Source organism: Dietzia sp. Alg238-R159, assembly GCF_900537145.1.
Lineage (GTDB): Bacteria > Actinomycetota > Actinomycetes > Mycobacteriales > Mycobacteriaceae > Dietzia > Dietzia kunjamensis.
In genome coordinates, this window is sequence record NZ_UNRI01000006.1 from 79,827 (window position 1) to 105,718 (window position 25,892).

General features: G+C 69.9%; 24 protein-coding genes and 1 pseudogene. 13 read left to right on the plus strand and 12 right to left on the minus strand.

Annotation, left to right across the window (positions count from 1 at the left end; translation table 11 throughout):
* Positions 1-274 precede the first annotated feature (274 nt).
* A pseudogene (locus tag G6R20_RS13900) lies at positions 275-1,441 on the plus strand (IS110 family transposase); the annotation flags it as partial.
* Between the two features lie 222 nt (positions 1,442-1,663).
* Complete coding sequence (locus G6R20_RS13905; RefSeq protein WP_163376782.1) at positions 1,664-2,692, plus strand: GGDEF domain-containing protein; 1,029 nt, start codon at positions 1,664-1,666, stop codon at positions 2,690-2,692.
* 47 nt (positions 2,693-2,739) lie between these two features.
* Here G6R20_RS13905 and G6R20_RS13910 read toward each other — a convergent pair whose 3' ends face one another.
* Complete coding sequence (locus G6R20_RS13910) at positions 2,740-3,777, minus strand: glycosyltransferase (protein WP_163376721.1); 1,038 nt, start codon at positions 3,775-3,777, stop codon at positions 2,740-2,742.
* Positions 3,778-4,145: 368 nt separating this feature from the next.
* Between G6R20_RS13910 and G6R20_RS13915 the strand changes: the two genes are divergently transcribed.
* The 6 genes from G6R20_RS13915 to G6R20_RS13940 are packed head-to-tail and all read left to right on the plus strand — an operon-like array spanning position 4,146 to position 11,203.
* Complete coding sequence (locus G6R20_RS13915; RefSeq protein WP_240341475.1) at positions 4,146-5,330, plus strand: O-antigen ligase family protein; 1,185 nt, start codon at positions 4,146-4,148, stop codon at positions 5,328-5,330.
* Between the two features lie 3 nt (positions 5,331-5,333).
* A complete protein-coding gene (locus G6R20_RS13920) occupies positions 5,334-6,404 on the plus strand; it encodes a glycosyltransferase (protein WP_163376722.1) in 1,071 nt (356 codons plus the stop codon).
* The gene (locus G6R20_RS13925) at positions 6,401-7,453 is read left to right on the plus strand and encodes a hypothetical protein (protein ID WP_163376723.1); all 1,053 of its coding nucleotides are present in this window, start codon (positions 6,401-6,403) and stop codon (positions 7,451-7,453) included. The genes G6R20_RS13920 and G6R20_RS13925 overlap by 4 nt, the downstream gene beginning before the upstream one ends.
* A gap of 12 nt (positions 7,454-7,465) precedes the next feature.
* Positions 7,466-8,920: an oligosaccharide flippase family protein gene (locus G6R20_RS13930; protein ID WP_096906434.1), complete on the plus strand. Its 1,455-nt coding sequence runs from the start codon at positions 7,466-7,468 to the stop codon at positions 8,918-8,920.
* Between the two features lie 23 nt (positions 8,921-8,943).
* Entirely contained in the window at positions 8,944-10,071 is a 1,128-nt protein-coding gene (locus G6R20_RS13935; protein WP_240341476.1) for a glycosyltransferase family 4 protein, read from the plus strand.
* A 28-nt stretch (positions 10,072-10,099) separates the two neighbouring features.
* Positions 10,100-11,203, plus strand: coding sequence for a glycosyltransferase family 4 protein (locus G6R20_RS13940; protein WP_163376724.1), 1,104 nt, complete (start codon positions 10,100-10,102; stop codon positions 11,201-11,203).
* Here the strand turns inward: G6R20_RS13940 and G6R20_RS13945 are convergent.
* From G6R20_RS13945 to G6R20_RS13975, 7 genes are all read right to left on the minus strand, one after another.
* A complete protein-coding gene (locus G6R20_RS13945) occupies positions 11,196-12,422 on the minus strand; it encodes a putative glycoside hydrolase (RefSeq protein ID WP_240341477.1) in 1,227 nt (408 codons plus the stop codon). The genes G6R20_RS13940 and G6R20_RS13945 overlap by 8 nt on opposite strands.
* 28 nt (positions 12,423-12,450) lie before the next feature.
* Entirely contained in the window at positions 12,451-13,827 is a 1,377-nt protein-coding gene (locus G6R20_RS13950) for a glutamate-1-semialdehyde 2,1-aminomutase (protein ID WP_163376726.1), read from the minus strand.
* A complete protein-coding gene (locus tag G6R20_RS13955; protein ID WP_163376727.1) occupies positions 13,824-14,852 on the minus strand; it encodes an SDR family oxidoreductase in 1,029 nt (342 codons plus the stop codon). The genes G6R20_RS13950 and G6R20_RS13955 overlap by 4 nt, the downstream gene beginning before the upstream one ends.
* Positions 14,840-15,505 carry a PIG-L family deacetylase gene (locus G6R20_RS13960; RefSeq protein ID WP_163376728.1) on the minus strand — a complete coding sequence of 222 codons (666 nt, stop codon included), beginning with the start codon at positions 15,503-15,505 and terminating at the stop codon, positions 14,840-14,842. Before G6R20_RS13960 ends, G6R20_RS13955 begins: the two co-directional genes overlap by 13 nt.
* A complete protein-coding gene (locus tag G6R20_RS13965; protein WP_163376729.1) occupies positions 15,502-16,365 on the minus strand; it encodes a glucose-1-phosphate cytidylyltransferase in 864 nt (287 codons plus the stop codon). Before G6R20_RS13965 ends, G6R20_RS13960 begins: the two co-directional genes overlap by 4 nt.
* Positions 16,362-17,645, minus strand: a complete 1,284-nt coding sequence (locus G6R20_RS13970; RefSeq protein WP_163376730.1) for a class I SAM-dependent methyltransferase — start codon at positions 17,643-17,645, stop codon at positions 16,362-16,364. The genes G6R20_RS13965 and G6R20_RS13970 overlap by 4 nt, the downstream gene beginning before the upstream one ends.
* Positions 17,646-17,776: 131 nt before the next feature.
* Entirely contained in the window at positions 17,777-18,865 is a 1,089-nt protein-coding gene (locus G6R20_RS13975) for a methyltransferase domain-containing protein (protein ID WP_163376731.1), read from the minus strand.
* A gap of 34 nt (positions 18,866-18,899) precedes the next feature.
* Here G6R20_RS13975 and rfbC point away from each other — a divergent pair, with 34 nt between their 5' ends.
* Positions 18,900-19,490 carry a dTDP-4-dehydrorhamnose 3,5-epimerase gene (gene rfbC, locus G6R20_RS13980; RefSeq protein WP_163376732.1) on the plus strand — a complete coding sequence of 197 codons (591 nt, stop codon included), beginning with the start codon at positions 18,900-18,902 and terminating at the stop codon, positions 19,488-19,490.
* Here rfbC and G6R20_RS13985 read toward each other — a convergent pair.
* Positions 19,487-19,975, minus strand: a complete 489-nt coding sequence (locus tag G6R20_RS13985; RefSeq protein ID WP_163376733.1) for a hypothetical protein — start codon at positions 19,973-19,975, stop codon at positions 19,487-19,489. The genes rfbC and G6R20_RS13985 overlap by 4 nt on opposite strands.
* Before the next feature lie 10 nt (positions 19,976-19,985).
* A complete protein-coding gene (locus G6R20_RS13990; RefSeq protein ID WP_120285670.1) occupies positions 19,986-20,540 on the minus strand; it encodes a nuclear transport factor 2 family protein in 555 nt (184 codons plus the stop codon).
* A 52-nt stretch (positions 20,541-20,592) separates the two neighbouring features.
* On the opposite strand from G6R20_RS13990, the gene G6R20_RS13995 reads away from it, so the two are divergent.
* Genes G6R20_RS13995 through G6R20_RS14005 form a run of 3 tightly spaced genes read left to right on the plus strand, consistent with a single transcriptional unit; the run spans position 20,593 to position 23,587 of the window.
* Positions 20,593-22,083: an FAD-dependent oxidoreductase gene (locus G6R20_RS13995; protein WP_163376734.1), complete on the plus strand. Its 1,491-nt coding sequence runs from the start codon at positions 20,593-20,595 to the stop codon at positions 22,081-22,083.
* Between the two features lie 8 nt (positions 22,084-22,091).
* Positions 22,092-22,844, plus strand: coding sequence for a PaaI family thioesterase (locus tag G6R20_RS14000; RefSeq protein ID WP_240341478.1), 753 nt, complete (start codon positions 22,092-22,094; stop codon positions 22,842-22,844).
* Between the two features lie 29 nt (positions 22,845-22,873).
* Positions 22,874-23,587 (plus strand): PaaI family thioesterase, encoded by a 714-nt coding sequence (locus tag G6R20_RS14005; protein WP_163376736.1) that lies wholly within the window; start codon positions 22,874-22,876, stop codon positions 23,585-23,587.
* Positions 23,588-23,626: 39 nt separating this feature from the next.
* Here the strand turns inward: G6R20_RS14005 and G6R20_RS14010 are convergent, their stop codons facing one another.
* Positions 23,627-24,445, minus strand: coding sequence for an SDR family NAD(P)-dependent oxidoreductase (locus G6R20_RS14010; protein ID WP_240341479.1), 819 nt, complete (start codon positions 24,443-24,445; stop codon positions 23,627-23,629).
* 11 nt (positions 24,446-24,456) lie between these two features.
* On the opposite strand from G6R20_RS14010, the gene G6R20_RS14015 reads away from it, so the two are divergent.
* A complete protein-coding gene (locus G6R20_RS14015; RefSeq protein ID WP_120285673.1) occupies positions 24,457-25,212 on the plus strand; it encodes a PaaI family thioesterase in 756 nt (251 codons plus the stop codon).
* Between the two features lie 28 nt (positions 25,213-25,240).
* Here G6R20_RS14015 and G6R20_RS14020 read toward each other — a convergent pair whose 3' ends face one another.
* Entirely contained in the window at positions 25,241-25,876 is a 636-nt protein-coding gene (locus G6R20_RS14020) for a TetR family transcriptional regulator (RefSeq protein WP_240341480.1), read from the minus strand.
* Positions 25,877-25,892 lie beyond the last annotated feature (16 nt).

Sequence of the window (25,892 nt, forward strand, 5' to 3'; positions counted from 1 at the left end):
GTGATAGCAAGTTGGCGGGACGTTAGCACCGGCGACGCCCGTGATCGTTATTGGACCTCCGGTGGTCGGAGGTCTGGTCGCTCGAGTGGGTATGGCTTTCTTGCCCTGCCATCGATGGTCCGGGGGGTGTTGCCACCTACTCGAGAGGCACGCGTTGACCGCCGATAGGGACGCGGCCCGCCTAAGGTCGGCGAGGTCTCTTCGCAGGCGTGGGTGTCGGCATCGGGTGTCAAGACGGTGACCAGCAGGGATACTTCAGAAGGGAAGTATCGCCATGTCCGAGAACTACGCCGTGTACGTGGGACTGGACGTTGGCAAGAGCGCCCATCACGCATGCGCTCTCGCCGAGGACGGCTCCTGCCTCTACGACAAACCCTTGGTCCAAGACGAAGCTGCTCTGAAGGATGTGTTCGTCGGCCTGCAGCAGTACGGACCGGTCCTGATGATCGTCGATCAGCCCAACACGATCGGGGCCCTGGCAATCGCGGTCGCCCGAGACTGCGGCTGCCAGGTCGCCTACCTGCCGGGATTAGCGATGCGGAAAGCGGCGGACCTGTATCCGGGGCGGTCGAAAACCGACGCCCGGGATGCGTTCATCATCGCCGACACAGCCCGCAGAATGCCGCACACGCTGCGTGCTGTTGACCGCGACAGCGAGGTGCTCTCGGCCTTGAAGATGCTCGCCGGGTTCGACGATGACATCGCCCGCGACTGCACTCGGGCGAAGAATCGGCTGCGCAGTGTCCTGACGCAGATCCACCCGGCGCTCGAGCGGGTGTTCGTCGGTGAGATCCTGGCACGAGCCATCGTGTTGGACCTGCTCATCCACTATGGCGGGCCCACCAAGCTCGCCGTGGCCGGCCGGGCCCGAGTGCTCAAGTGGGCACGGAATCGGTCCCGGAAGGACCCGGTCGAGCTCATCGATCGGATCTTCACGGCGCTGGCCGAACAGACGGTCACTGTGCCCGGAACCGACGCCGCGGAACTGGTCATTCCGCAGCTCGCCGCAAACATCAAAGCCTTACGACAACAGCGCGAGACCATCGCTGGCCAGGTCGAGGGGATGCTCGATGAATTCCCTCTTGCCGAGGTCTTGATCTCGATGCCCGGCATCGGCATCAAGACCGCCTCCAACATCCTGCTGGCCGTAGGCGACTGCAGCGACTTCGCCTCCGCCTCACACCTGGCCGCCTACGCCGGCATCGCACCGGTCACCCGGCGCAGTGGCACCTCCATCAAGGGCGAGTTCCCCGCTCGCCTCAAGAACGCCATGTTCCGCAGCGCCTGGATCGCCAGCAACTGCCATGGCCCCTCTCGGGCTAACTACCAGCGCAAACGCGCCGAGGGCTAGAAGCACAACGCCGCCGTGATGTGCCTCGCGCGCCGCCGAAGCAACGTCATCTACGCCATGCTGACCAACCGCGAGTTCTACCGCGAACCCACCTCACCGCCCCAGATGTCGGCCGCCGCTTGGGCTAGCGAAACCGCGGCCAGAGCATTGACAATCCTCATAGGGACGCCTCCGGTCTACACTCGGCCCATGAGCGCGGCACTAGGGAAACGATTCGATGCTCGCTCCACAGCCGTATTGGTGAGCACGAGTGGGGCGTTCGTCTTGCCTATCTTCGCATTCGGAAGCCCGGGTTTCATCCGCTCCGGTGCCATGCCGGCTCTGTTCGCGGTATGGATCTATACGACTTTCTCGTTCGCCTTCACCCTGTGCGTCGGTCGCCTGAGCGACCGGCAATTCACGGTGATCGGTTTCGGGGGAATGGTGGGGGTCGCCATCTCCGCCTTCGTGGTGACCGATCCGGCTGCGGCTCCAGCGATCGTCGCACTGTTATCCGCGATTCCGGCCATCGCCGCGATGGCGTCGACCCGCCGGGTGACGCTGCTCTTCGTGCTCGTGGCGATCGTGCTGGCGGTGTCGCACTCGCTCTACTGGTCGACCTCCACCGCCGCCCGGATGGTCGCCGCCGGAGCCTCGATCCTCACCGTATCGGTGCCGGTTTTCATGGTGGCGGTCCTGAGGAGCTCGCTGGAGTCCGCCGTGGAGAAGGTCACCTCCCTCGGCGAGACCGATCCGCTGACCGGCGTCTTGAACCGCCGGGGACTGATAAAGCGACACTCCCAGGTGTTCGATCACTGCCGTCGAAGCGGTTCGGCGATCGGTTTCCTCTTCATCGATATCGACCACTTCAAGACCGTCAACGACAATCGTGGCCACGCCGCGGGCGACAGGGTACTCGTGAAGTCCGCGGACACCATCGCGGCCTCCGCTCCGCCCTCCAGCCTGGTCGGTCGGTTCGGCGGAGAGGAGTTCGTGGTGCTGTGCGGCGTCGACAGCATCGCAGACCTGAGCGCGGCGGCTGCGCGGATCCGCGCCGCTGTCGCGGAGCAGGGACAGGTGACGGTGAGCGTGGGCGCCGTGCTCGCCCGCGTCGAGATGACGTACGAGGGGCTTCCCAACGTCTCGGAGATCATCGACGAGCTCGCCCATCACGCCGACCGCTGTGTGTACTGGGCCAAGGACCACGGTCGCGACCGAGTGGTACTGAGAACCGCCCCCGTCGTCCGGTGGTGCCCCGGCCTGCCTCGGGAATCGCTACCGGTGACGCCGGATCTCTCGGACCCCACGGGTTTCCTGGCTTTCGTGAGCCGTCGAGCGTGCCGGGCATCCACGGTTCAGTGAGGGCCGGGGGTTCCTGACGCGAGTACGGGGAACCGGTCGGGGCGGTGCTATCTTTCGAGTCGCCTGCGCAACAGCGTCGCGCCACGGTGGCGAATCGTCCGGGCGGTGACGGCGATGCGTCGGTTCCAGCGGGAATGGTCACCGCCTCGTCGTCTCATAAGTCGTTTCCAGCGTCGCTGGTTCACGATGCCCGGAAGACACTCCTTCGCGAGGGCCGCGGACTCGGCACCCACCCGTCTCTCGGCTTCCGTCCCGCGGTCGAACGCCTCGTGCGCGTTACGCATCGCGTAGCCGGCGAGAGCGCGTCGGTAGTCTGCCCGCCACCGGTCGATCTCCGGCAGGGGCGGAGCGTCGTGCTCGAGGAAGTGCTCGAACACGTGGACACGGGATCTCAGGTCGTCGAGGAGCTGGCCCGCGCTCTCCTCGTAGTGCATGTTCGACTCGTGAATCCGGTACAGCGCCTGGTCCGGCCCGTCTATCCGCCCCACGCCGCCGAGGGCCGCGCAGCGCAGCCAGAGCAGCATGTCTGCTCCCGTCGGGAACCCGGTGTCGAACCCCCCGGCGGCCTCGAGAATCGACCGTCTCAGGAGCACCTCCGGGCTCAGGATGACATTGCGACCCATCCTCATGAAGCGACCCAGCCATTCCGTTCCGTCCCATACCGTCCAACGGGTGCGCCCGAGTCGCGGCTCCGGGGGCACGCCCTCGAACGGCCTGCAGTAACCGTAGACAAAGGCGAGGTCGCCGCAGGCCTGCAGCAGGGCCACGGATCGTGTGATGGAACCCGGTGAGAGCAGGTCATCCGCATCCAGCACGGTGACGAACTCTCCGGTGGTCGACGCCAGCGCCTCGTTGTAGTTCTGCAGGTACGGCTTGTTGTACGGCTGAGTGGTCACCCGGATGCGGTCATCGGTGGCCGCGCGCCGCCGAGCGAGGTCGACACTGCCGTCCGTCGACCAGTTGTCCGCGACGATGACCTCCAGGTCGACCCCGGGCTGGGCCAGAGCGCTGTCGATCGCGGCGCCGAGGAACCGGGCGTAGTTGAAGCACGGGATAACGATCGAGACCCGGGAACGAGACGCCACGGGGACTGGGGACGGATGGGCCACCACGGAAATGCTCCCTTCTGTACCGGGTCGCGGGGCGATCGGAGGACCCGATCCGCCGTTGCCGGCGCGGACACTGTCTCAGTCGTTCGATCTCAGACGCTCAATCAATACAACACTTGTCGAAGTTTGCGAAGAATTGTGCACTCCGCGACCTAGTCTGCAATAGTCGCCTGGTACCGCCCGACCCCCGAACGGTCGTTTCGCAGACGCGAGGAGACGATGCCGTGCCGCGTGCGCATCCGGCTCGACCAGCGCGTCCGCGCACGGATCCGGGACCGGCGGTGGTCGATGTCCTCCGGCCCTCGCCGGTAGGCGGACGTCCCGGGGTCGGCGACCCCGGCCGCGTGCGATCTAGGGCGCTCCGAGCCGTTGAGCGGCTGGTCCTCGTGGCGGCGGTGCTGACGGTCGGCACGGGTGCGGTCGAGGGGACCCTGATCGCTGTGCATCCGCAGGCCGCGAAGGTCCCGGCCATCCTGCTCCTGCTCTCCTGGCTGCTGCTCAGGGTGGGGTCGAGAACGCGGGGCAACCTCCACCCCGTCCACGTCCTGCTCGCAGCGCTCACCGCGACGGTCCTGGCCAGCACGGCTCTCAACCTCTCCGGACCGTTCACCCTGCAGTACGCCGTCCGCTGGATCCCCTTTCTTGCGATCACCGCCGTCCTCGTCGATGTTCTCGCCCGCGAGATCAGGGTGCGCACCGTCCTGGTGGCATCGGTGGTGGGAGCGGTGCTCGCCGGCAGCGGTGCGCTGGTCAGCGTCGTGGTGTCGGGCGAGAAACGGGCCACGGGTCCGCTCGAGGATCCCAACGACCTCGCCTACGTCTTGGTCGCCGCCCTGCCGCTGGTCGTCACGGTGGGCAGGAGCGGCCGGTGGTGGGGCCTGGTACGGATCGGGTGTGTCGGCATCCTCGCACTTGGGGCGGCCGCGACGTTCTCGCGCGGCGGTGCGGTCGCGGCGGCTGTGGCCGTGATCTGGCTGCTCGCTCGTGGAGCCATGTCGATGCGCACCCTGATCCTCGCGGGGTCGGCGGTCGTGATCACGGCTGCGGCGACGGCCGCCGTCGCTGCTTCCACACTCGTCGCGGCGCTCGGCGAGAAGCAGTACATCGCCGGCTCCAACGTCGATTCCAGGATGATTCGATGGCAGGCGGCGGCACGGATGCTCGCGGAGAACCCGGTGCTCGGGGTCGGGCCGGGCGGGTTCCGTGAGGAGTACGTCGCCGCGTCCGGCCTCGCCGAGATAGCAGAACAGACCCCTGTGACCCACAACATGTATCTGGAGGTCGCAGCCGAGCTCGGAGGTCTGGGCCTGTTGCTGTTCATCGCGGTGATCGTCACCGCGTTGGTCTCGACCGAGCTCGCGCTACGCGGGGGGGCGGACCGGACCACGGTGGTCGCGGTCCAGGCGAGTCTGCTGGCCGTCATCGTCGCTTCGATCTTCCTGTCCGAGCAGTACTATATCTCCCTATGGTCGGCTGTCGCGGCCGCGTGCGCTCTGCACCTGCGCTATCCGGCTGCGGGGAGGGGGTGAGCGATGCGCGTCGTGCATGTCATCAACGAGATGGGTATCGGAGGGGCCGAGTCCCTGGTGGTCGAGCTCGTGGACCGGGGTGCCCGATTCGGCTGGACCTCGGCGGTCGCCTCGTCCGGGGGGTCGCGAGCGGACGATCTCGCGTCTCGGGGGCACCCGCACTATGAGCTGCCTCTGGTCACCAGGTCGGTACCGTCGGTTCTCCGTGGCCGCCGGGCGGTCAGGGCCGCCCTCGAGGAGTTCCGGCCCGACGCGGTGATCGCCCACAACGTGCTGGCGAGCGTGGTCGTGCGGCTCGCCCGTCCAGGTGTGCCGGTCCTCGCCGTGTTCCACGGCGTCGCGGGAGACGACTACCGGCTGGCAGCGCGCGCGCTGCGGTGCAGCGCCGACCAGATAGTCGCCGTCGCCCAGGTCATCGCCGATCGTCTGAGCGCCGCCGGCGCAGGACGCCCCGTACCGCGGGTGATCCGAAACGCGGTCACCCCGGCCGGGCGATCGGACCGTCACGCCGCCCGCCTCGGACTGGGCATTCCTCCCGACCAGGCCGTGGCCCTCTGTCTGGCTCGCCTCGAGCCGCAGAAGCGGCACGACGTGCTCATCGACGCCTGGCGGCTGCTCGACGTGGACGCCACTCTCCTCGTGGCCGGCGACGGTTCACTGCGGGCGGAACTGCAGGAGCGGGCCGCCGACCTCGGCGACCGAATACGCTTCCTCGGGCCCCGATCCGACGTCCGGGACCTCCTCGCGGCCACGGATGTCACGGTTCTGACCAGTGACTGGGAGGGCCTGCCCATCTCGGTACTCGAGTCGCTCGCCGCAGGACGTCCGGTCGTCGCGTCGGACGTCGACGGTCTCCGCGAGGTGTTGAGAGCGGGAGGGGGTCGTCTCGTCCCGCGGAACGATCCGCAGCGAACCGCCTCGGCACTGCGCGAGTTGCTTACCGACGTCGCAGCGCGCGATCGCGCAGCGGAGCACGGACTCGCTACCATCGCGAACTCCTACGCTCCCGACGACATGATGCGCTCCTACGACGACCTCCTGAGGTCCCTGCTCTCCGGAAGGGATTGCCCATGAACCGACCGACGACACACTGGCTGACCAGGCGGGTGGCGGCGGCGCTCGCGACCGCGCTCATCGTCTTTCTCGCCGTGGCCGCGGCTCTGCTGGTGCGGAGCGATGCGTACGACGCCCGGATCGGCCTGCTGGCCGTGCCCGAGGCGACCCCCTCAACAGCGGAGACCGCGGACTTCGGGGTCGTGGTCGCCAACTCGCTGCCCGCAGTGATCGAGGTGGCTCACAGCGCCTCCGTGCTCACCGCCGCGGCCGAACGTGTGCCGGGCGCCCCGGGGGATCCGACCGAGATCGCCGAGGACGTCACGGTGGAGCTCGTCCCCGCCTCGGGGTTGGCGCGACTCACCGTGCGCGCGGAGAATCCGGAGGTCGCCGCCGGTCTCGCCGTCGAACTCGCGGATGAGTTCGTGCAGGCGGAGCTCCTCTCCCCGACCGCGGGCCTGCGCGTGCTCGACCCGGTGCCCACCGTGAGGCGCGCGTCACCGGACCTGCTGCTGGGGTTCGGCGTCGCCGTCGTCGCCGGGGCGATCGGAGGGGTCGCGGCGCTTGGCGCAGCGACCCTGTGGTGGCCACGACCGGCCCGTCGGCTGCGCCGGCTCCTCGAGGACGCCGGTATCGGTCATCCCGTGGTGATGGTCGCCGACGACGGCTCCGTCGACAGTCTCGAGCAACTGAGATTGTTGCGCGAGACCGTGGCCAGACCCCTGCGTCTCGTCGCGACCGAACCGCAGCTCGCCGACGCGGCGGCACGCCTGGCGGACGAACTCGCCCTGGAGCCCGCGCCGGTCACCGACAAGCGCCGGATTGCCGTGGGACTCGTTACCCGCAGCTCGGCGGACTCGGCGGCCCTCCGGGCTGCTATCGGCAGCCTGCCGGATCACCGCGAGATCGTCGCCGTCATCCTCTCGGACGAGCACGCGGACCCGGAGGAGACGCGAGACGATGGCGAGCCGGACGAGTCGGCCGCGACGGTCCCGACCGACCCGGGGGGCGACCTCTCGACGTCTGACGGGCCGGTGGCGGGGGAATCGGCCTCCGCTACCGCTCGCTGAGTCGGGGCGGCCATGTCGGAGACGACCGCGACCGACTCGCTGGCGGCCAGGGCTGCGCGGGGCTCACTCTGGCTGGGGCTGGTCAACGTCGCCAGCAAGGGCAGCCAGATGGTGGTCACAATCGTCCTCGCCCTGTTCCTCACCGAGGCCGACCTCGGCCTCGTCACGGTCGCGGTGTCCCTGGTCAACATCGGTCAGGTCATCCAGATGATGGGCGTTTACGACGTCATCGCCCGTACCAGCCGCGACGAAAATTTGATGGCGGGCACCGTCCTCGTCATGTCGGTGTCGGCCGGGCTGGCCATGGCCGTCGGCGGAGTGGCGTTGTGCGTCCCCATCGCGCATCTCGTCGGTGCCCCCGCGTCCGCCCCGCTGATTGCGATAGTGGCGGTGGGTCTGCCGTTCACCGCGGTCGGCGGTGTGCAGATGGCGCTGATGCACCGCACTCTCGACTTCCGGCGGCGGATGCTCCCGGACGCCGGCAGCGCCCTGCTCGGCGCGGCCGTCACCGTCGGACTCGCGGCGGCGGGAGCCGGGCCCTACTCGCTCGCTGTCGGGATGCTCGTCACCGCGGTCCTCCAGCCGGTGTTCGGGTACGTGGTGGGCAGCCGGTTGAGGCTCCGGTGGGACACCGCCGTGGCCCGCGAGGCGATCGGATGGATCAAGCTGGTCGGCCCGGCCGCCGTGGTCTCGTACGTGCTGGTCAGCATCGATTACCCGATCATCTCACGGATTCTCGGCCCGGACGCCGTCGGGGTCTATTCGCTGGCCTTCCGGATCGCCTGGGTGCCGTACATCATGGTGGCCGTCGTGCTCGGAGCCGTCGCGTTCCCCGTCTTCTCCACCCTGATCCGGGCTGACCGTCGCCACGAGCTCGCGGCCGCCACCGGCCGGTTCACCCACGCGAGCCTGCTGATCGTCGCGGGCCCGTACGTGCTCGCCGCCCTCCTGGCGGACAGCATTGTCCTCCTCGGCGAGCAGTGGTCGGCGTCGTCACCGGTCCTGATCGTGCTCTGCGGTTACGGCGCGATATTCAGCGTCCTGGTGATCTGGTACGAGGCGCTCCGGGCCGTCGGCTGGCTCCGCCTGTACCTGCTGTTGGAGGTGTCACACCTGATCATCGGTGCGACCCTTCTCCTGACCCTCACCGGGCGGGGCGTGACCGCAGCGGCCTGGGCGCAACTGATGGCGGCGGGCGTGCTGCTCGTTCCCGCACACCTCGTGATGCGTCGTGCCGGGGTGGCGCCGAGGATGGTCGACGTGGGCCGCGCCGTGCTCGGTGTGTCGATCCCCGTGCTCGGGTGCGTCGCGGCCGCCGCGGGACTGCGGGCCGCGGGAGTGGGTCTGACCGTCTCCTGGGCGTCGACCGCGGTCCAGACGATCGTTCTGATCGTGGTGTTCTGCACACTCGCGTGGGCGGCCAACCGCGCCGTCCTGGGGGATCTCAGACGGCTCCGCCGCGGGTAGATCGATCTTGAAAGGGGAAACAGGTGACACAAGGTACGTCGACGAGCCGCCCGGCGGTGGTGCATGTCTCGCAACCGGTGGACGGCGGGGTGGCCGCCGTCGTCGAGGCCCTCGCCACCGACCAGGCGGCCCGTGGCTGGGACGTGCACGTAGCCACCGGGTCGGCCGGCCGGCTGCCGGAGCGCCTCGTCGATCGCCCGGTGTCGGTGCACCGCTGGGAGGCCACCCGGTCGCCCGGGCGGAGCACCCCGGGCGAGATCGTCCGGCTGGCGACACTCCTGCGCACTGTCCGTCCCGATGTGGTCCACCTGCACAGCTCGAAGGCGGGATTGGCCGGGCGGCTCGCGGTCCGTGGGCGCGCGGTCCCCACCATCTTCCAGCCCCACCTGTGGTCCTTCGAGGCCGACGACGGGGCCGCCGCCCGGCCCGCGCTGCTCTGGGAGAGACTGGCCGCCCGGTGGGCTGACGCCATCGTGTGCGTGAGCTCGGATGAGTGCCTCCAGGGCGTCCGCGCCGGGATCGACGGGCGGCTCGTCGTCGTCCCCAACGGTGTCGACACCGACCGCATCCGTCCCGGCGACCGCGACCTCGCCCGCCGCGAGGTGGGGATACCGGACGGCCCGCTCGCGGTGTGCGTGGCGCGCCTGTCGCCGCTCAAGGGACACGACTACCTGCTGCGCGCCTGGCCCGCGGTGCTGCGCGACGTGCCCGGTGCGCGACTGGCGATCGTCGGCGCCGGGCCGTTGCGTGAGGAGCTGTTCGCCGAGCATCCGATCGCGTCGGACCCGTCGGTGCTCTGGATCGGTGACAGTCCGAACCCCTGTCTCTACATGTGTGCTGCAGACGTCGTCGTCGCGCCGTCCCGGGCCGAGGGCATGGCGCTGGTGCCCCTCGAGGCGATGGCCAGCGAGCGAGCGCTCGTCGCGTTCGCCGGTGGCGGCATGCGCGAGAGCATCGGCGATGCGGGCGCGGTCCTCGACGTCGGCGACCTCGCGGGACTCGCCAGGGAGATCACCGCCCGCCTCAGAGACGGGGAACTCGCGGCGCGGGAGGGTCGTCTCGGGAGAGCTCGAGCGGTGTCCCGGTTCGACACGCGCCGGGTCGCCGACGACATGGCCGCGCTGGTGACCGAACTGGTCGGTCGAAGGTGAGTCGGCGCGCGACGAGGAGGGGACGCTCATGGCACGTATCGCTTACCTACTGACACAGGACCGTGGTGGACCCGTCGACGTGACCACCCGACTCGCCCTCGCGGTCGCCGACCTCGGTGGTCACACGGTCGGCGTCTTCGGTCCCCCGCCCGCCCGTGGCGGCGAGGCCGTCCGCGAGATCCACCATCCGATCGATGTTCCCCGCAAGGGAGACCTGCGCGCGCGGAGCCGGGCCAGGGCAGCCCTCCGGCGCTGGCGACCGACCATCGTGCACGCCCAGGACCGTCGCGCCGGACTGGTCGCCGCGGGTATGCACTGGATCCCCGGCGGTCCCCGGGCGGTACTGCAGACCTACCACGGCGTACCGGACGACGTGACGCAGCCGTGGTTCAGTGGTGAGCGGGGTGCGATCGGACCGTCCCGGTACACGCGCGCCGTCCTCGCCGGTGACGCCGCCACCGCCGCCGCGTCGACCCGCACGGTCGTCCCCGCCACCGCGATGGCCGACTTTCTCCATCGCCGGCTACGGATCCCTCTCGGTCAGATCGTCCATCTGGACAACGGGGTCGTTCTGCCCGAGGCCGCGCCACCGGTCGGGCCGGTCCGTCGCCTGCTCTTCGTGGGGCTGCTCGTGGAGCGCAAGGGGCTCGTCGATCTGCTCACCGCGCTGCAGCGCCCCGGTGTGCTCCGAGACGGGGTCACCCTCACCGTCGCCGGAGACGGCCCGGCCCGACCCGAGGCCGAGCGGCTCGCAGCGCACCCCGTCCTGGCCGGCCGGGTCGAGTTCCTCGGCTACCGGACCGACGTGCCCGAACTCCTGGCCGCTCACGACGCACTCGTCCTGCCCTCTCGGATGGAGCAGCAGCCGCTGGTGGTGGCCGAGGCGATGGGCGCCGCCAAGCCGGTTCTCGCCACCGACACGGGAGGCGTCGCCGAGATGCTCGATGTACCCGGCTACCCCTATCTCGCGCGACCGGGCGACGTCGAGGCACTCGAGGTCGCGCTCGTGCGACTGCTCACCGATCCCGAGCCGGGGCGCCTCGGACGTGCGTTGGCCGACCGGGCGCGACGCCTGTACTCGGTCGAGCGGTCCGCCGCCGCCCACCTCGGGTTCTACGAGACGCTCATCTGATCACCACGAGGCTCTCGCCGGGTTCGAGCAGACCCTCGTCCACACGGTCACGGAACTCGTCCGGCACCACCACGGGGGCGGCCCGTCCCGTCGGGTTGAGCGCGACCCAGCCGCCAGTAAACCTCCTGGTCCACACGCCGTCCACCGACCGTCCGGCGGTCTCCACGGCCTGCCCGAGGCCGGCGTCGAGCCAGGGGTTGTCGGGCAGTGACCGATAGGACGGATCGCCCGTGGCCATCCAGCAGGTCCGCGGGCCCGCCAACAGTGCGGCGGCCGCGAACCCGGACTGCTGCTCCCGCCGACCGGCTTCGTTGGTGATGAGCAGCAGCCAACGGTCCCCGGCCGCCGCCGAGGCCATCATCTCCTCCCACTGGTGGCCGTCGAAGGTGATGAGTGACCCGTCGTCGGACTTTCGTGCGAAGAACTCGTCCAACCCGCCGCCGAAGCGACTGTTGGAAAGCCACATGCCGTCGAACATGCGCGAGTCCGCGGTGTTCGGAACGAGCAGCTTCCCGGCGTCGTTGAGCGCGGTGCCGGCCACGGGGAGCATCTCGTCGATGCCGGTGCGCACACGTTCATCGGTCTCCGCCTGTGACGACGTCCCTTCCACCACCTGGTCCGTGTAGTACGACAACGTGTTTAGCGCGTTGTCGGCGAGGACACCGTCCCAGCCCTCGGCCGTGACCTCCGCGACCACGGCGTCGGTCCAGGCGCGCTGGTACGTCTCGTCCCAGACCGTCATCTGCCAGTGACCCGGAAACGGGTCCCACTCGATCCGGCGACCCGAGGAGTCCCGGGCGAACCACTCGGGGTTCTCCGTCTCGGCGCGGCCGAAACCTATCCCCGTCGCGAGCTTCTCGGCGTCGGATCCGTCGTCGTAGGCGCCGCTGTAACTGCGGGTACTCGACAGGTCCTTGTACACCAGGACGACGACGTCGGGGTCGATCTCCTTGAGTTCACGCAGCCGATCGGTTTCCCACGCGTTGAGCACCACCACATCGTGATCCGCCCGGATCTCCGCGTCGGTGGGTGAGTCGCCGATCCCGTACCAGAATCTGCACACGGATCGCTCGGTCCCGTCATCGGCCACCGCCACCGACTCCACCTCGGTGTGGCGATCGTCGGCCTGCTGTCGGCCCGCACCCTGCGGACCGCCGCCGGTCGCGCACGCGGAGGAGACGACAGCGGCGATAAGCAGCGGTGCGAGCACGGAGACCACCCAGTTGAGTGTAGTCGACCGGCGGGGGTCAGCGGGGTCGCTGCTGTGATGAGTCATCACTGTCCTGGCGTAGTCGGCGTGGGGCGGCGTAGGGGCGGATCGCGGGGGCGACGGGCCGTCCGCGCAGGAGCCCGTCGACCGAGCCGGCTGCGAGAGCGTCTCCGTACGGCCCGAGCGCCGCGGTGGCTGCGTCCACCGTACGGTCGATGTCCTCCGCGGTGTGCGCGGCGGAGGTGACGAAGGACTGCCCGAGCACCCCCCGCGTGATGAGCTCCTGCAGAAACAGGGTCCGGAAGGCCTGCGAGGGCATGCCTTCGGCGTCGCAGGTCTCGAACACCAGACACGAGGCACGGCCGACGACCCGGAGGTGATCGCCGAGTCCGGCGGCCCGGGCAGCCGAGTTCACCCCGTCCGCGAGCGCGGTTCCGGCAGCCTCCATCGCCGCCACGGGATCGGTTCTGCGGTACTCCGCGGCGACCGCGCGGAAGGCGGCCAGACCCACGCGCTCGGGCCCCTGCGTCGTGGACAACAGGAACACCCGTTCCCGGTCGGTGTTCAGGCCGCCGAACTCCATGAACTCCCGCCGACCGGCCAGCGCGGCGATGGCGTAGCCGTTACCCATGCCCTTGCCCCACGTCGACAGGTCCGGGGTCACCCCGTACACCCCTTGCGCACCGTGGGCCGACCACCGGAACCCGGTGATCATCTCGTCGAAGACGAGTAGCGCTCCGTGTCGGGTACACAGCTCGCGCACCCCCTCGAGGAACCCGGGGGCGGGCTCCGCCTGGCCGGTCGCCGCTTCCAGGATGACGCATGCCGTATCCCCGTCGACCAGTATCTCCTCCAGCGAGGGCAAGTCGTTGTACCGGAACCGACGCACCCGGCTGGTGGTCGCCGCGGGGATCCCCGCGGGCATGTCGGTGGTCCCGATGAACCAGTCGTCCACCGAGAAGAAGGGCTGCTGCGCGACGGCCACCCCGGTGCGTCCGGTGACAGCGCGGGCGAGCCGCACCGCCGCGGTGGTGGCGTCGGAGCCGTTCTTGGCGAACTTCATCATGTCGGCACCCGGCACCAGGTCGAGGAAGTCCCTGGCCGCGTGGAGCTCGAGGTCGGTCGGTCGGGAGAAGTTGACGCCATCGGAGATCGCCGCCCGGACGGCGTCGTCCACGGGCGCGAACGCGTGACCGAGTGTCACCGAACGCAACCCCATCCCGTATTCGACGTACTCGTTGCCGTCGACATCCCACACCCGCGCGCCGCGTCCCCGAGACAGCACCGGGGCCATCGAGTCCGGGTACTGATCGGAGCCCCGGGCGTAGGTATGGGCGCCTCCGGGGACGAGCCGGTGGAGCTCGCTCTGCAGCGCGTTGGAGCGGTCGAAGACGCTGACCCCGGGCCGGGTCACGACAGGGCCGGGTACCGACGCATCGCCTCATCGATCACGCGGGTGTCCTGCAGGTCGCGCAGTCGGGCGAGCCGGGTGAACCGCGAGAAGAACTGCTCCTCGGTGAAGTCCGACGCGGCGTAGGCGCGGTGTAGCTCGAAGGCCCCGTCAGCGATCTGCCACCGGGCCTCGAAACCGAGGTCGCGGCGGATCGCCCCGAAGTCCACCTGGTACGACCGCGGGTCGGAACCCGTTTCACCGGTGATCGCGAGCGTGACGCCGGGCACCTCGTCGACCACGGACTGCGCGATCTGGGCGACGGTGACGTTGTTGGCCTCGCTGCCCACGTTGTACGCCGTGCCACTGACCACGTCGGCCGGGGCGTCCAGGCAGGCCAGGAAGGCGTCGGCGATGTCGCGGATGTGCACGAGCGGTCTCCACGGGGTCCCGTCGGACAGGACCTTGACCTGCCCGGTGAAGACCGCGTAGCCCACCAGGTTGTTCAGCACGATGTCGGCACGCAGGCGCGACGAGAAACCGAACGCCGTCGCGTTCCGAAGGAAGACGGGGACGAACGAGTCGTCGGCGAGGGCGGCGACGTCCTCCTCCACCCGGATCTTGCTCTCCGCGTACGGGGTCAGCGGCCGCAGGGGCGCCGACTCGGTGACGAGCTCGTCCCCGGCCGCTCCGTACACCGAACACGTCGACGCGTACAGGAATCGCCCGACGCCCGCCTCCTTGGCGGCGCGGGCCAGGGCGACCGAGGCGTGATGGTTGATGTCGTGCGTGATCTCGGGGGCGACCGCGCCCAGCGGGTCGTTGGACAGTGCGGCGAGATGAACCACCGCGTCGAAGCCGGCGAGGTCGTCGACGGTGATGTCCCGCAGGTCGATGGCGATGGTGGGTGGATCCTGCGGGGGCGGGCCCATCACACACTCGGCGAAGTAGCCGATGTCCAGACCGATCACCTCGTGACCAGCAGCGGCGAAGACCTCCGTCATCACGGTTCCGATGTACCCCTGACTGCCGGTGATCAAGACACGCATGTCGACTCCTTCGTGAACGAGATGGTCGCCTTCTCTAGTACGAAAGCCTCGGCGTGAGGCGCCCGGCACTGCACTCCACGGAGCCGGGACAACGCGACGAACGACTCGCCGTCACCGAACCAGTCGTGGTGGCGCTGTGAAGGGTAGTGCGCGAGGAGGACTTGTTGTTTGCGCTGCGCCGTCTCCGGGGAGAACGGCAGGAACACGGAGGGTGACGGGGTATCGGTCTCCCACTTGAGGATCTCGTAACCGAGGATGAGGTGGTCGCGGAACTCGGTGGGCGTCACCTCGGCTAGGAGCCGATGGTCCTGGTGGGCGTCGTTCCGGTGGGGGGCGAACACCAGGTCCGGATCGCCTGCGCGGGCGAACGCCGCGACGGAGTCCTTGACCCGGTCCCAGGACGCGGGAAGCCGTCCGTCCCGGAAATCGAGGACCGTGATCTCGAGGTCCGCCCCGGGCAGGAGGGCGGCGAGCGCGGCGCGCTCCTCGTCCTCCCGCGACGTGCCCGCTCCGGTGAGAACGAGCGCGCGGACCCGTAGTCCGGGGATGGTCGAGCACAGCTCGGACAGGGTCCCGCCCATCCCGATCGCGATGTCGTCGCAGTGGGCGCCGAGGACGGCCACCTCGCGAACGGCGGCGAACAGCGGGATCACCGGCGGATGCTCCCGGCCGAGTCCTCGGGGGTGGACGAGGGCACGGGAGCGGGGTGCGGGCGTCGCTCCTCGGCCGTCCGCTCGTGATCGGCCGCCCATACCATCCACGGATGGGTGCCCTTGGTGTAGGCCTCGTCGAGTTCCGCCCTCTCCTTGAACGTGTCGGCGGGCTTCCAGAAGCCCAGGTGCTGGTAGGCGAACAGCTCTCCGGTGCCGGCCAAGGAGCCGCAGACGTCGGCGACGAGGTCGCCGCCCGGCGGCAGGAGGTCGAAGATCGACTGGGAGAGCACGAAGTAGCCGGCGTTCTCCCAGATGGGGAATTCACCTACCGGGGTGATCCCCATGACGTAGCTGTCCTGACCCAGCTGCACACAGTGGAAGGATGACTGCGGCGGCACGACCATCATCGATGCCCGGGCCCCCGAGTCGTGGAATTTCTCGATGATGTCGTCCATCGGGGCGTCGGTGAGCACGTCGGCATAGTTCGCGAGGAAGTACTCGTCACCGCCCAGGTGGGGACGAACGCGGCGGAGACGTTCGCCGATCGGAGACTCCAGTCCCGTGTCGACGAACGTGATCGTCCAGTCCCCGATGTCGGAGGCGAGCAGATCGACCTGCCCTCCCGACAGGACGAAGTCGTTGGACTCCGTCTCATTGTAGTTGAGGAAGTACTCCTTGATGTACTTGGCCCCGTAGCCCAGGCACAGGATGAACTCGTTGTGTCCGTAGTGGGCGTAGTACCGCATGACGTGCCACAGCAGAGGTCGGTGGCCCACCATCTGCATCGGTTTGGGCAGACCTTCCCCGACGTCGTTGCGCATACGCATGCCGTAGCCGCCGCAGAACAGGACAACCTTCATCGCTTCGCTCCGTCCAGGAAGGGGGTGTCGTTGAGGCCTGCGACCGCGCTGCGAGCAGGTTCCACGATTTCGAGGGTGGGGAGCGGGAAGACGAGCCGTCCGCCCCAGCCGCCGACGTAGCGGAGCTGTTCGAGCAGTTCGGTGCGCAGGTTCCAGGGGAGGACGACGACGATGTCGGGGCGGTCCTCGGCGATCCGTTCAGGTGGGTGGATCGGGATCCTGGTACCGGGGGTGTATCGACCGTGCTTGTAGGGATTGCGGTCGACGGCGTACTCGATCAGGTCTGTGCGGATTCCGCTGTAATTGAGCAGGGTGTTGCCCTTGCCGGGGGCGCCGTAAGCGACGGTACGAGCTCCGGACCGTCGCTGCTCGAGCAGGAACTCCAGTAGACGGCGACGAGCCTCGTCCGCGGCGGGCTGGAGGTGGCGGTAACCCTCGGTGTGGTGGAGACCGGCATCCGCCTCGAGATCCAGGACCCGCTGCACCGACGGGCCGGGCTCGCGGCCCGCCTCGGCGGGGCTCGCCCAGAGTCGGATCGACCCGCCGTGGGTCGGCAGCATCTCGACGTCGCAGAGGTCGAGACCGGCGGTCACGAGCGCCCGCCGGGCGGCGAGGACCGTGAAGTACTGGAAGTGTTCGTGGTAGACGGTGTCGAACTGCGCGGAGGCGACCAGGTGGAGCGCATGGTGGACCTCGATACTGAGGTGGCCGTCGTCGGCGAGCAGGATCCGTAGCCCCTCGGTGAAGCCGAGCAGATCGGGGATATGGGCGTACACGTTGTTCGCCACCACGAGGTCTGCGGGGCCGTGTTCGTCCCTGATCCGCCGCGCCGAGGACGGGTCGAGGAACTCCGTGACGGTGGGGACGCCGCGGTCGCGGGCGGCGGCGCCGACGTTCGAGGAGGGTTCGATACCGAGGCAGCGGATACCGGCGGCCACGACGTGCTGCAGGAGGTAGCCGTCGTTGCTGGCCACCTCGACGACGAAGGAGTCAGGTCCCAGGTCGAGGCGACCGACCGCGTCGTCGACGAAGGTCTTGGCGTGCGCCACCCAACTGTCGGAGAACGACGAGTAGTAGGCGTAGTCGGTGAACGTGTCCTCCGGCGTGATGAGCGCGGGGATCTGGAGCAGGAGGCACTCGGGGCACAGCCGCATGTGCAGCGGATAGGTGACCTCGGGCTCGTCGAGTTGGGTGGCCGTGAGGAACCTCTCGCACGGTGGGGTGGCACCGAGGTCGAGAACGCTCAGAAGGGTGGAGTTCCCACAGAGCCGACACTGCACGATGTTGTCCCCCGGAAAGCTGAGAGGACATGCGAGGCGTCTCCCATGTCCGGTACGGAAGACTTCACGATAGCTCAGCCGGCCCCTGTTCGTGAGAAAGTTCCTACTTTCCGACCCCGTCGCCCGCGGGGTCAGCCCCGGTTGACCGGGCCGTCGACGACCCACCGGCCGGAAAGTTCAGGCAGGGTGCGCTGCAGTTCGGGCAACAGATCCGGGACGGTCAGAAGAACGGTGTCGGGCGCTGAGGCGAGGAGTGTCTCCGGGCTGATGATGGGGATGTCGGTCCCGGGCATCCGGCTACCGTGCTTGGCCGACGACGCGTCCGCGACCGCGGCGAGCAGGTCGTGCGTGATCCCCGCCCGGGCGAAGAGCGCGACCGCCCGGGAGGCCGCACCGTACGCGGCGACGGTGTGTCCCTTGGCACGCTCGTCCTCCAGCCACCGCCGGAGGCGGGTGGCGTGGCTGTCCGCCGAGTGCTGGAGCGCGGTCGTGCCCTCCGCGGTGTGCAGGCCCAGACGGCGCTCCTCGGCGATGATCTGCCGCACCGGCTCCGGCAGGACGGCGTCCCGGTCCGCGGTCGCCGCGACGAGGTGGATGCCCCCGTAGAGGTCGAAGCTCCAGATCTCGTGCATCGCCAACCCGCATCCCCGCAGGAGCGCATGGAGCGACGTCGTCGAGTAGTACGCGAAGTGTCCGTGGCGCAGGGCGTTCCACTGCCCCTGTCCGACGATCGTGGCGAAGGAGTGGAACTGCAAGAGCAGGACGCCCCCCGGGGCCAGCGCACGACGACGGTCGGCGAAGGCCGCGCGTTGATCCGGGCAGTGCATGATGCCGAAGCAGTCGACCACCACGTCCGCCGGCCCCCCGTTCACGGGGTGCAGACCGCGCGACTTCAGGTGGTCCACCCAGGTGCCGCCGTGCGGGCTACCGAACTCCCGGACGGTCGATCGGTCGTCGAACCATCCTGAGGCGGCCACTCGGCCGACCGCGTCGACGGCCTGATCGATCAGCGCGCGTGGCTCCACGCCGCGGGGTTCCTGCGTGACCGTGTCGTCCTCCGCCAACTGCGCCAATGCACACGACTGACACAGGGCCATCGCGAGCGGATGGGTCGGATCGTCGGTGGGGGACCCGACCGGGGGGAAGAAATCGGAGGCTGGCTGGTCCCCGAGGTCCAGAATCGTGATCAGCCGTTCGCTCCCGCATCCGCGGCAAGTCATGGTGGTCCTCCTCCGGGTGCGGCACGATAGGGGAGTGCGCGTCAAAAGTACCGAACTGCCCGGCGTCCTCGTCCTCGTTCCGGAACCGTTCACCGACGAGCGGGGGTTTTTCACCCGCACCTTCGACGCGGAGATCTTCGACGCGGCTGTCGGCAGGCCCGGAGCGTCCGCCGGATTCCTGCAGGACTCGCAGTCACGCTCCCGGCGGGGAACCATCCGGGGGATGCACGGTCGCCGGGGCGCGGGTGAGGCCAAACTCGTCCGGTGCGCGCGGGGCGCGGTCCTGGACGTCATCGTCGACATCCGTCTCGACTCCGATGCCTTCGGCAGATCGATCGCCGTGACGCTGGACGATGAGACCTTCCACCATCTCTACATCCCGCCGGGGTTCCTGCACGGGTTCCAGGCGCTCACCGAGTATGCGGACGTGTGTTACCGGATCGACCGGCCGCACGACTCGACCGAGGACATCTCCGTGGCCCACGATGATCCCGAGCTGGGCCTGGACTGGCCGCTGCCGGTGGGCCCGATCTCGGACCGGGACCGATCGGCGCCCTCGTTCCGGGAGGCGCTCGACCGCCTGGCGGCCGAGGGACCCGGGCGAGCCGGCGGAGTCGTCTCCTAGTCCCGACTGCTCAGCGCCTGCGCGGCCGCCGCCAGCCCCAGTGCCGCCAGTCCCGTGCGCAGCCTGTCCGTGGCCATCAGCGCTCTGATGCGCGGCCCGGTGACCTGCTCCCGGGCGATCCCCATGTGCAGCGGGACCACTCCGGCGGTGATGGCCGGGACGGCGACGCCCGTGGCGCACGCGAGGAGCGTGGCGCCCAGACCGCTGCGCTCCCGCGAGCGGACCGACCCGTAGGCCGCCCAGGCCGCCGCCCCGAGGCCCGTCGCGTACAGCGTGATGGCGACGGGGGCGATGCGGCGGGCGTGATCGGCTTGGCGCTCGGCGATGCCGTGGGTGGAACCGTCGAACAGCTGGGGATAGACCACCGAGGTGACCATCGACTGGAACCCCAGGTGGACCGCGGACGTGGTCAGCAGCGCGAGGCGGCCCGCGCGCAGGATCGGGTCCGGTGTGGGGCCCGGGGCCGCGGGGCGTCGGCGATACATGGCTGCCACGCTACCTCTCGCGGGACCGTCCCAGGAGGGCCCGACCCTCGCCGTCGTCGGTCACCGCGCGCGCGGTGCGCAGCACGACCCGCCACCCGCGGTCCGGCGCGTCCACCCGGCCGCGCCGCTCCAGCTCCCACCGACTCGCCGTCACCCGCATCACCGTGTAGCGCCCGGGGCGCGACGAGCGCACCACGAGCTGCGTGTAGCCGGTCGCCACCGCGCGGTCCCCGTCCAGCAGCACGACCGGCAGACCGGGGACGTGCCCGCACCCGTGCGCGATGAGTCCCTGGTGCGCGTCCCCGTGCACCATCTCCCGCAGCCCCTCGTGCCCCTCGAGTACGCCGGTGTCCACGTCGTAGACGCCGTCCTCGGTCCACAGTTCGGCCACGCCCTCGGCGTCGCCGGAGTCGACGCGGGGGGAGTACGAGGCGAGCAACCGCAGTACGGCCAGCTCATCGGCCGCGCGGGCCAGCTCGGCCCGCGCGGTGGCGAGACCGGTCTCGGTCGAGGTGAGCCTCGCCTCGAGGGCGTCCAGACGGGCGGTGTCGGAACCATCAATCATGAACCCGACATTAATGCACTAACTGAAACACGTTACAAGTAGTGTGCAGACCATGACGGACAAGAGTGCAGACAACCGTCCCGCCGTGATGACGGCGGACGTCATCGTGGTGGGGATGGGAATCGCCGGCGCCTGCGCGGCGATCGAGGCCGCCGAGGCCGGGTCGACGGTCATCGCGCTGGAGGGCGCCTCCGGACCGGGCGGCTCCTCGGCGCAGTCGGGCGGAGAGGTCTACCTGGGGGGCGGCACGGCCACCCAGCAGGCCCTGGGCATCGCCGACACCGAGGAGGACATGCGCGCGTTCCTCCTGGCCGCGCTCGGGCCCAACGCCGACGAGGCGAAGATCGCCGACTACTGCGCGGGGGCCGTCGAGCACCACGACTGGCTGGTCTCGCACGGAGCGGTGTTCAACCGGAAGTTGTGGGACACCCCCACCTGGATGCCGGGCGACGACTCGGGCCTGATGTGGATGGGGGAGCGGGCGGAGCCCTACGCGTCCCTGGCCACCCCGGCAGCGCGCGGTCACCGGCCGCCCGCCCCGAACTTCGCCGGGAACGTGCTCATGGACTCCCTCGTGGCCACGGCGCAGAAGGCCGGCGTCGACCTGCAGTGCGACGTCAAGGCGCGTTCGCTCATCGTCGAGGACGGACGCGTGGTGGGCGTCCGGGCCACGCAGTTCTCCGAGGAACGCGAGTACCGCGCCACCGGCGGCGTCGTGCTGGCGACGGGCGGGTTCGTGGACAACGACCGGATGCTCGAACAGTGGGCGCCGCAGCAGCTGGGCAAGGACAAGGTCTCCGACGGCCGCGACGACGGCTCCGGCATCGAGATGGGCATCGAGGCCGGCGCGGCCGTGCGCCGCATGCACCAGACCGAGACCGCGATGCTCGTCATCCCCCGCCTGGTGGTGGGCGCGATGCTCGTCGACGGCGACGGGCAGCGCTTCATCAACGAGGAGGTCTACCCGGGCCTGTACTGCCACGCGGCCGTGTATCACCGCCGCCCGCCGGTGTGGGTGATCATCGACGAGAAGGGCATCGAGGACGTCCCGGAGTCCGAGCTGTGGGGTATGCAGCCCATGCACGCCGCCGAGACCATCGAGGAGCTCGCGGCCGACTGTGGGTTGCCCGCCGATGCGCTGGCCGACCAGTTGCGCCGCTACAACGCCGGCGCCGAGCGTGGCGAGGACCCGCAGTTCGGCAAGAACGCCCGGTGGGTGCGCCCGCTCGAGCCGCCGTTCGGTGCCTACCCGACGGGTGCCGGGGGGCCGGACACCTTCAACGGCCTGCCGCTCAAGGCGCAGGGGTTCACGCTCGGGGGACTCCACACGGATCTGGGGTCGCGGGTGCTCGACCGTGCGGGTGAGGCGATCCCGGGCCTGTTCGCGGCCGGGCGGTGCACGCACGGTCTGCACGGCGACGGGTACATCTCCGGCACGTCCCTGGGCGACGGGTCGTTCTTCGGGCGGCGCGCGGGCCGCGGTGCGGCCGGGGTCACCGACGCGGTGGCGGCCGCCGATGTGACCGGGTCGGCGCCGGCATGAATGAGCCGGTGACTGCCGACCCGGTGACCGTCGAGCCGGTGACGGTCGAGCCGGGGAGCGTCGTGCGGCGCGACCGGCCGACGGTGGATCTGGGGCCGTTGGACCCGGCGCGCGGTGCTGGCCGTCCGGTCGACAGGGACGACGACGACGAGGCCGGCCTCTACGCCCTGGTGGAGCAGGTGCGCCGGATCCGCGCGCTCACCACCGGCGGCATGTTCGACACCGACCTGGGCCCGCTGACCGATCGGATCCGCAGGGTGGCCGATGAGCTGGAGGCCGCGTCGGCGAGCCCCGAGCAGCGGCAGGAGGTCAACTGGCGGGAGCGTCGGTACGCCTCGAACTGCCCGATCATCGGCCGGTCCAACGTCCTCGCCCCGCCGGCGGAGTTCGAGTTGCTGGACGACGGGACGCTCAGGGCCGAGATGACGCTCGGGCTGGAGTACCAGGGCCCCCCGGGGTGTGTTCACGGCGGTGTCGTGGCCCTGCTGTTCGACGCGGCGCTGGGCCGGGTCAACCACCACGCGGGGACCACCGGGATGACGATGTACCTGGACCTGGACTACCGCAGCCCCACGCCCATCCTCGAGCCGATCGTGGTGACCGCCCGTCGGGTCCGGGTGGACGGCCGGAAGGTGTGGTCGCAGGGCGCGGTCCACGCGGGAGGTCGCCTCTGCGCCACCGCCGAGGGGCTGTTCGTCATGCCCGCGGAGTGGGTGGCGGCGTACCGGCAGCACCGGGATGAGGGCGCGGTCGAGGGCTGATCCCGGGGCGCAGAGTAGATTCGGGTGCCGTGACGACCGACTCCGGCCCTTCCGACCCCACCGCCCCGGGCGATCGCCCTCTCGGCACCGCGGACCCCGCCGGTGCGAGCGATGAGGGCACTCCCTTCCTCCGCCAGGACCCCGATGCGTCCGGCGCGACCGAGCTGGCTCGCGAGCTGCGCCGACTCCGCGGCCTGGTTGCCGGGTCCGTCTACGAGGACGTCCACGACGCCGTGGCCACCGTGCGCGGGTTGGTCGAGCACCTCGAGACCGTGGGCACCGTGGTGCGGCCGTCGGAGTACGCCACCTGGGGTGTGCCGGAGCACCTGGCGGCCAACCCGGCGATCGGCAGCCGGAACCCGGTGTCCCCGCCGCTGGAGCCGGTGGTGTTCCCCGATGCGACCGTGCGGGCCGACCTCACCCTGGGTATCGAGTACCAGGGGCCTCCCGGCTGCGTCCACGGCGGGATCGTCGCGCTGATCTTCGACGAGATGCTGGGGCTGGCGAACGCCGCGGCGGAGAGTGTCGGCATGACCGCGGACCTGCGCATCTCGTACAAGTCGCCGACGCCGCTGTTCGCCCCGCTGCGGTTCGAGGCGCGGCAGGAACGGGTGGAGGGCCGGAAGATCTGGGCGACCGCGACCCTCCACACCGGCGAGACCCTCTGCGCGACGGCGGAGGCGTTGTTCATCGAGCCGAGGGGTATCCGGGACGCCGACCGCGGCCGGCCCATCGAGGGCTGACCACGGCCGGGCACCGACGCGCGCGCGTCGCGTCGGACTTCAATTCCCGCGCAGCGCCTTCATCCGCTTGTGGGATCCGGCCACGATCCGGCCACGGTCGACGCCGGAGGAGAACTCGACGCCCTTGCGGTTGTTCTCGCCGCCGCAGACGTGGATCGGGCCGTTGCCGATGGACGCCAGGACCTCCTCGGCGACCTCGGTGGGCTCGCTGACGGTGAAGCCGGGCAGGTCCATGTCCAGGCCGGCGCGGATCATCGCGGGGGTGCGGACGACGCCGAGGATGACCTCGACGACGTCCACCCCGTGCTCGCGCATCTCGAGCCACAGGCCCTCGACGAAGACCCGGCTGAACGCCTTGGCCGCGGAGTACACGCTCATGTCGGCGTGGCCGAGGTAACCGGCCATCGAGCCCATCACCACGATGCCGCCGCGACCCCGGGCCTTGAGGGCGGGGCCGAACTGCCGGATGATCTGCATCGGCGAGGTGATGTTGAGGTCGATGACCTTCTGAACCTGGGTCATGTCGGACTCGACGAACTCGGAGCCGTACGTGTTGGCGCCGGCGTTGAGGACGAGCAGTCCCAGGTCGAGGCCCTCGCAGGCCGCGGCGATGCCCTCGGTGGCGCCGGGCTCGGTGAGGTCGACGGACACGACCCGGCACTCGACGCCCTTGGCGCGGACGGCCTCGGCGGTCTCCTCGAGGGGCCCGGCCTTGCGGGCGACGAGCACGGAGGACACGCCCTGATCGGCGAGGCGGAACGCGATCTCGGCGCCCACGCCCTCACTTCCGCCCACGACGAGGGCCCACGGGCCATAGGTAACGGGATCGAACGGCTTCGGATTGACAGGTGTCGACATACTCTAAGAGTATGACCAAACAGAGCGATCGTCCCGGATTCGGTGGAGTACCCCTCCCGGGGTTGGATCCGGACCAGTTCTCCCTCGACGCCGCGCGGAGCCGGTTCGGGGACTCCTTCGACCCGATCCCCGTCCCCGAGCTGCCGCCGGCGGACCCGGAGCTGGACCGCGCGGTGGCCGAACTGCGGAGGTTGCGGGAGGCGACGGCGGCGCTGGCGCACTCCGAGGTCGAGCTCGGGGACATCGCCGACCGCCTGGCCGAGGTCGCTGATCTGCTGGAGCCGCGAGTCCCGACGCCCTCACGTCGGCTGGAGAACATGTGGACGGGTGCCGGGACCCGTCGCTCCAACCCGGTCGGGGGGCAGGAGAACCCGATCGCCCCGCCGGTGCAGTTCCACGGCTGCGACGACGGGTCGGTGATGGCGGAGGTGACCCTCGGTCCCGTTTACCAGGGCCCGCCGGGATGTGTCCACGGGGGGATCAGCGCGCTCGTCATCGACCACATGATGGGCTTCGCCAACCACTGGGGTGGCCGCTTCGGGATGACGGCGCACTACGAGATCGACTATCGCTCGCCCACGCCGCTGCTCCAGCCGCTGACGTTCCGGGCCTGGGTGCACGAGGTCGACGGCCGCAAGACGTGGACGCACGCCACCATCCACGCCGGCGACCGGCTGTGCGTGGAGGCGCGGGGACTGTTCCTTGAGGCGAGCGTCCCGGTGCCGGGACAGCCGGGTGCGCGGTCGACCATCGCCGACGGCGCGTAGAGCGCCCCGGCCCCGCGGGGCCGGGGGCTCACCCCTGGACGTCGACCTGGATGACCTTCTGGAGGTACGGGGCGATGACCTCGGTGAGGCCCGACGCCAGCTGGTCGGGGTCGTTGGGCGGCAGTGAGATGAAGCTGATGCCGATCCGGGCGATGATCGACGCCGCGAGCCGTGCCTGGGCTTCCTCGATGCGCATCCAGCTGTCGGACAGGGCGGGGGTGAGCACCTCGGTGGCCCGTTCGATGAGCGGCCCGGCCTCGGTCGTGATGAGGCGCAGGAGGTCCGGCTTGATGTCGCCGGTGAGCAGGGCGCGGACCAGCGGGTCGTTCCGGCTCGACAGGAGGAACCCGTTGATCCCCTCGTTCAGCGCGGTCTCGATCTGCCCCGGGTGGCGGATGATCGAGTCGCGGATCTCCCCGGCGAAGGTCTCCGACAGCTGGAGTGCGTACGCCTGGGCCAGTCCCTGACGGTTGCCGAAGGTGCTGTACAGGGTCTGCCGGCTGAGACCGGCGGCCTTGGCCACGTCCGACATGGTCACCGACGACCAGTCGTGCGAGCCCAGCAGCTCGTGCATGGCCTCGAACACGGTGGAGCGCAGTGACCGACGCTCCCCGCGGGGGTCGCCGGGGGAGCGTCGGTCACTTGTGGGGCGGTGACGGGGCATGGTGTCCATTGTTCCT

What these genes read in the sequence shown, in the direction of transcription:
- G6R20_RS13905 (WP_163376782.1), top strand. Translation starts at nt 1,664, where the DNA reads ATGCCGGCTCTGTTCGCGGTATGGATCTATACGACTTTCTCGTTCGCC.
- G6R20_RS13920 (WP_163376722.1), top strand. Translation starts at nt 5,334, where the DNA reads ATGCGCGTCGTGCATGTCATCAACGAGATGGGTATCGGAGGGGCCGAG.
- G6R20_RS13925 (WP_163376723.1), top strand. Translation starts at nt 6,401, where the DNA reads ATGAACCGACCGACGACACACTGGCTGACCAGGCGGGTGGCGGCGGCG.
- G6R20_RS13930 (WP_096906434.1), top strand. Translation starts at nt 7,466, where the DNA reads ATGTCGGAGACGACCGCGACCGACTCGCTGGCGGCCAGGGCTGCGCGG.
- G6R20_RS13940 (WP_163376724.1), top strand. Translation starts at nt 10,100, where the DNA reads ATGGCACGTATCGCTTACCTACTGACACAGGACCGTGGTGGACCCGTC.
- G6R20_RS13955 (WP_163376727.1), bottom strand. Translation starts at nt 14,852, where the DNA reads ATGCGTGTCTTGATCACCGGCAGTCAGGGGTACATCGGAACCGTGATG.
- G6R20_RS13965 (WP_163376729.1), bottom strand. Translation starts at nt 16,365, where the DNA reads ATGAAGGTTGTCCTGTTCTGCGGCGGCTACGGCATGCGTATGCGCAAC.
- G6R20_RS13975 (WP_163376731.1), bottom strand. Translation starts at nt 18,865, where the DNA reads ATGACTTGCCGCGGATGCGGGAGCGAACGGCTGATCACGATTCTGGAC.
- G6R20_RS13985 (WP_163376733.1), bottom strand. Translation starts at nt 19,975, where the DNA reads ATGTATCGCCGACGCCCCGCGGCCCCGGGCCCCACACCGGACCCGATC.
- G6R20_RS13990 (WP_120285670.1), bottom strand. Translation starts at nt 20,540, where the DNA reads ATGATTGATGGTTCCGACACCGCCCGTCTGGACGCCCTCGAGGCGAGG.
- G6R20_RS13995 (WP_163376734.1), top strand. Translation starts at nt 20,593, where the DNA reads ATGACGGACAAGAGTGCAGACAACCGTCCCGCCGTGATGACGGCGGAC.
- G6R20_RS14010 (WP_240341479.1), bottom strand. Translation starts at nt 24,445, where the DNA reads ATGTCGACACCTGTCAATCCGAAGCCGTTCGATCCCGTTACCTATGGC.
- G6R20_RS14015 (WP_120285673.1), top strand. Translation starts at nt 24,457, where the DNA reads ATGACCAAACAGAGCGATCGTCCCGGATTCGGTGGAGTACCCCTCCCG.
- G6R20_RS14020 (WP_240341480.1), bottom strand. Translation starts at nt 25,876, where the DNA reads ATGCCCCGTCACCGCCCCACAAGTGACCGACGCTCCCCCGGCGACCCC.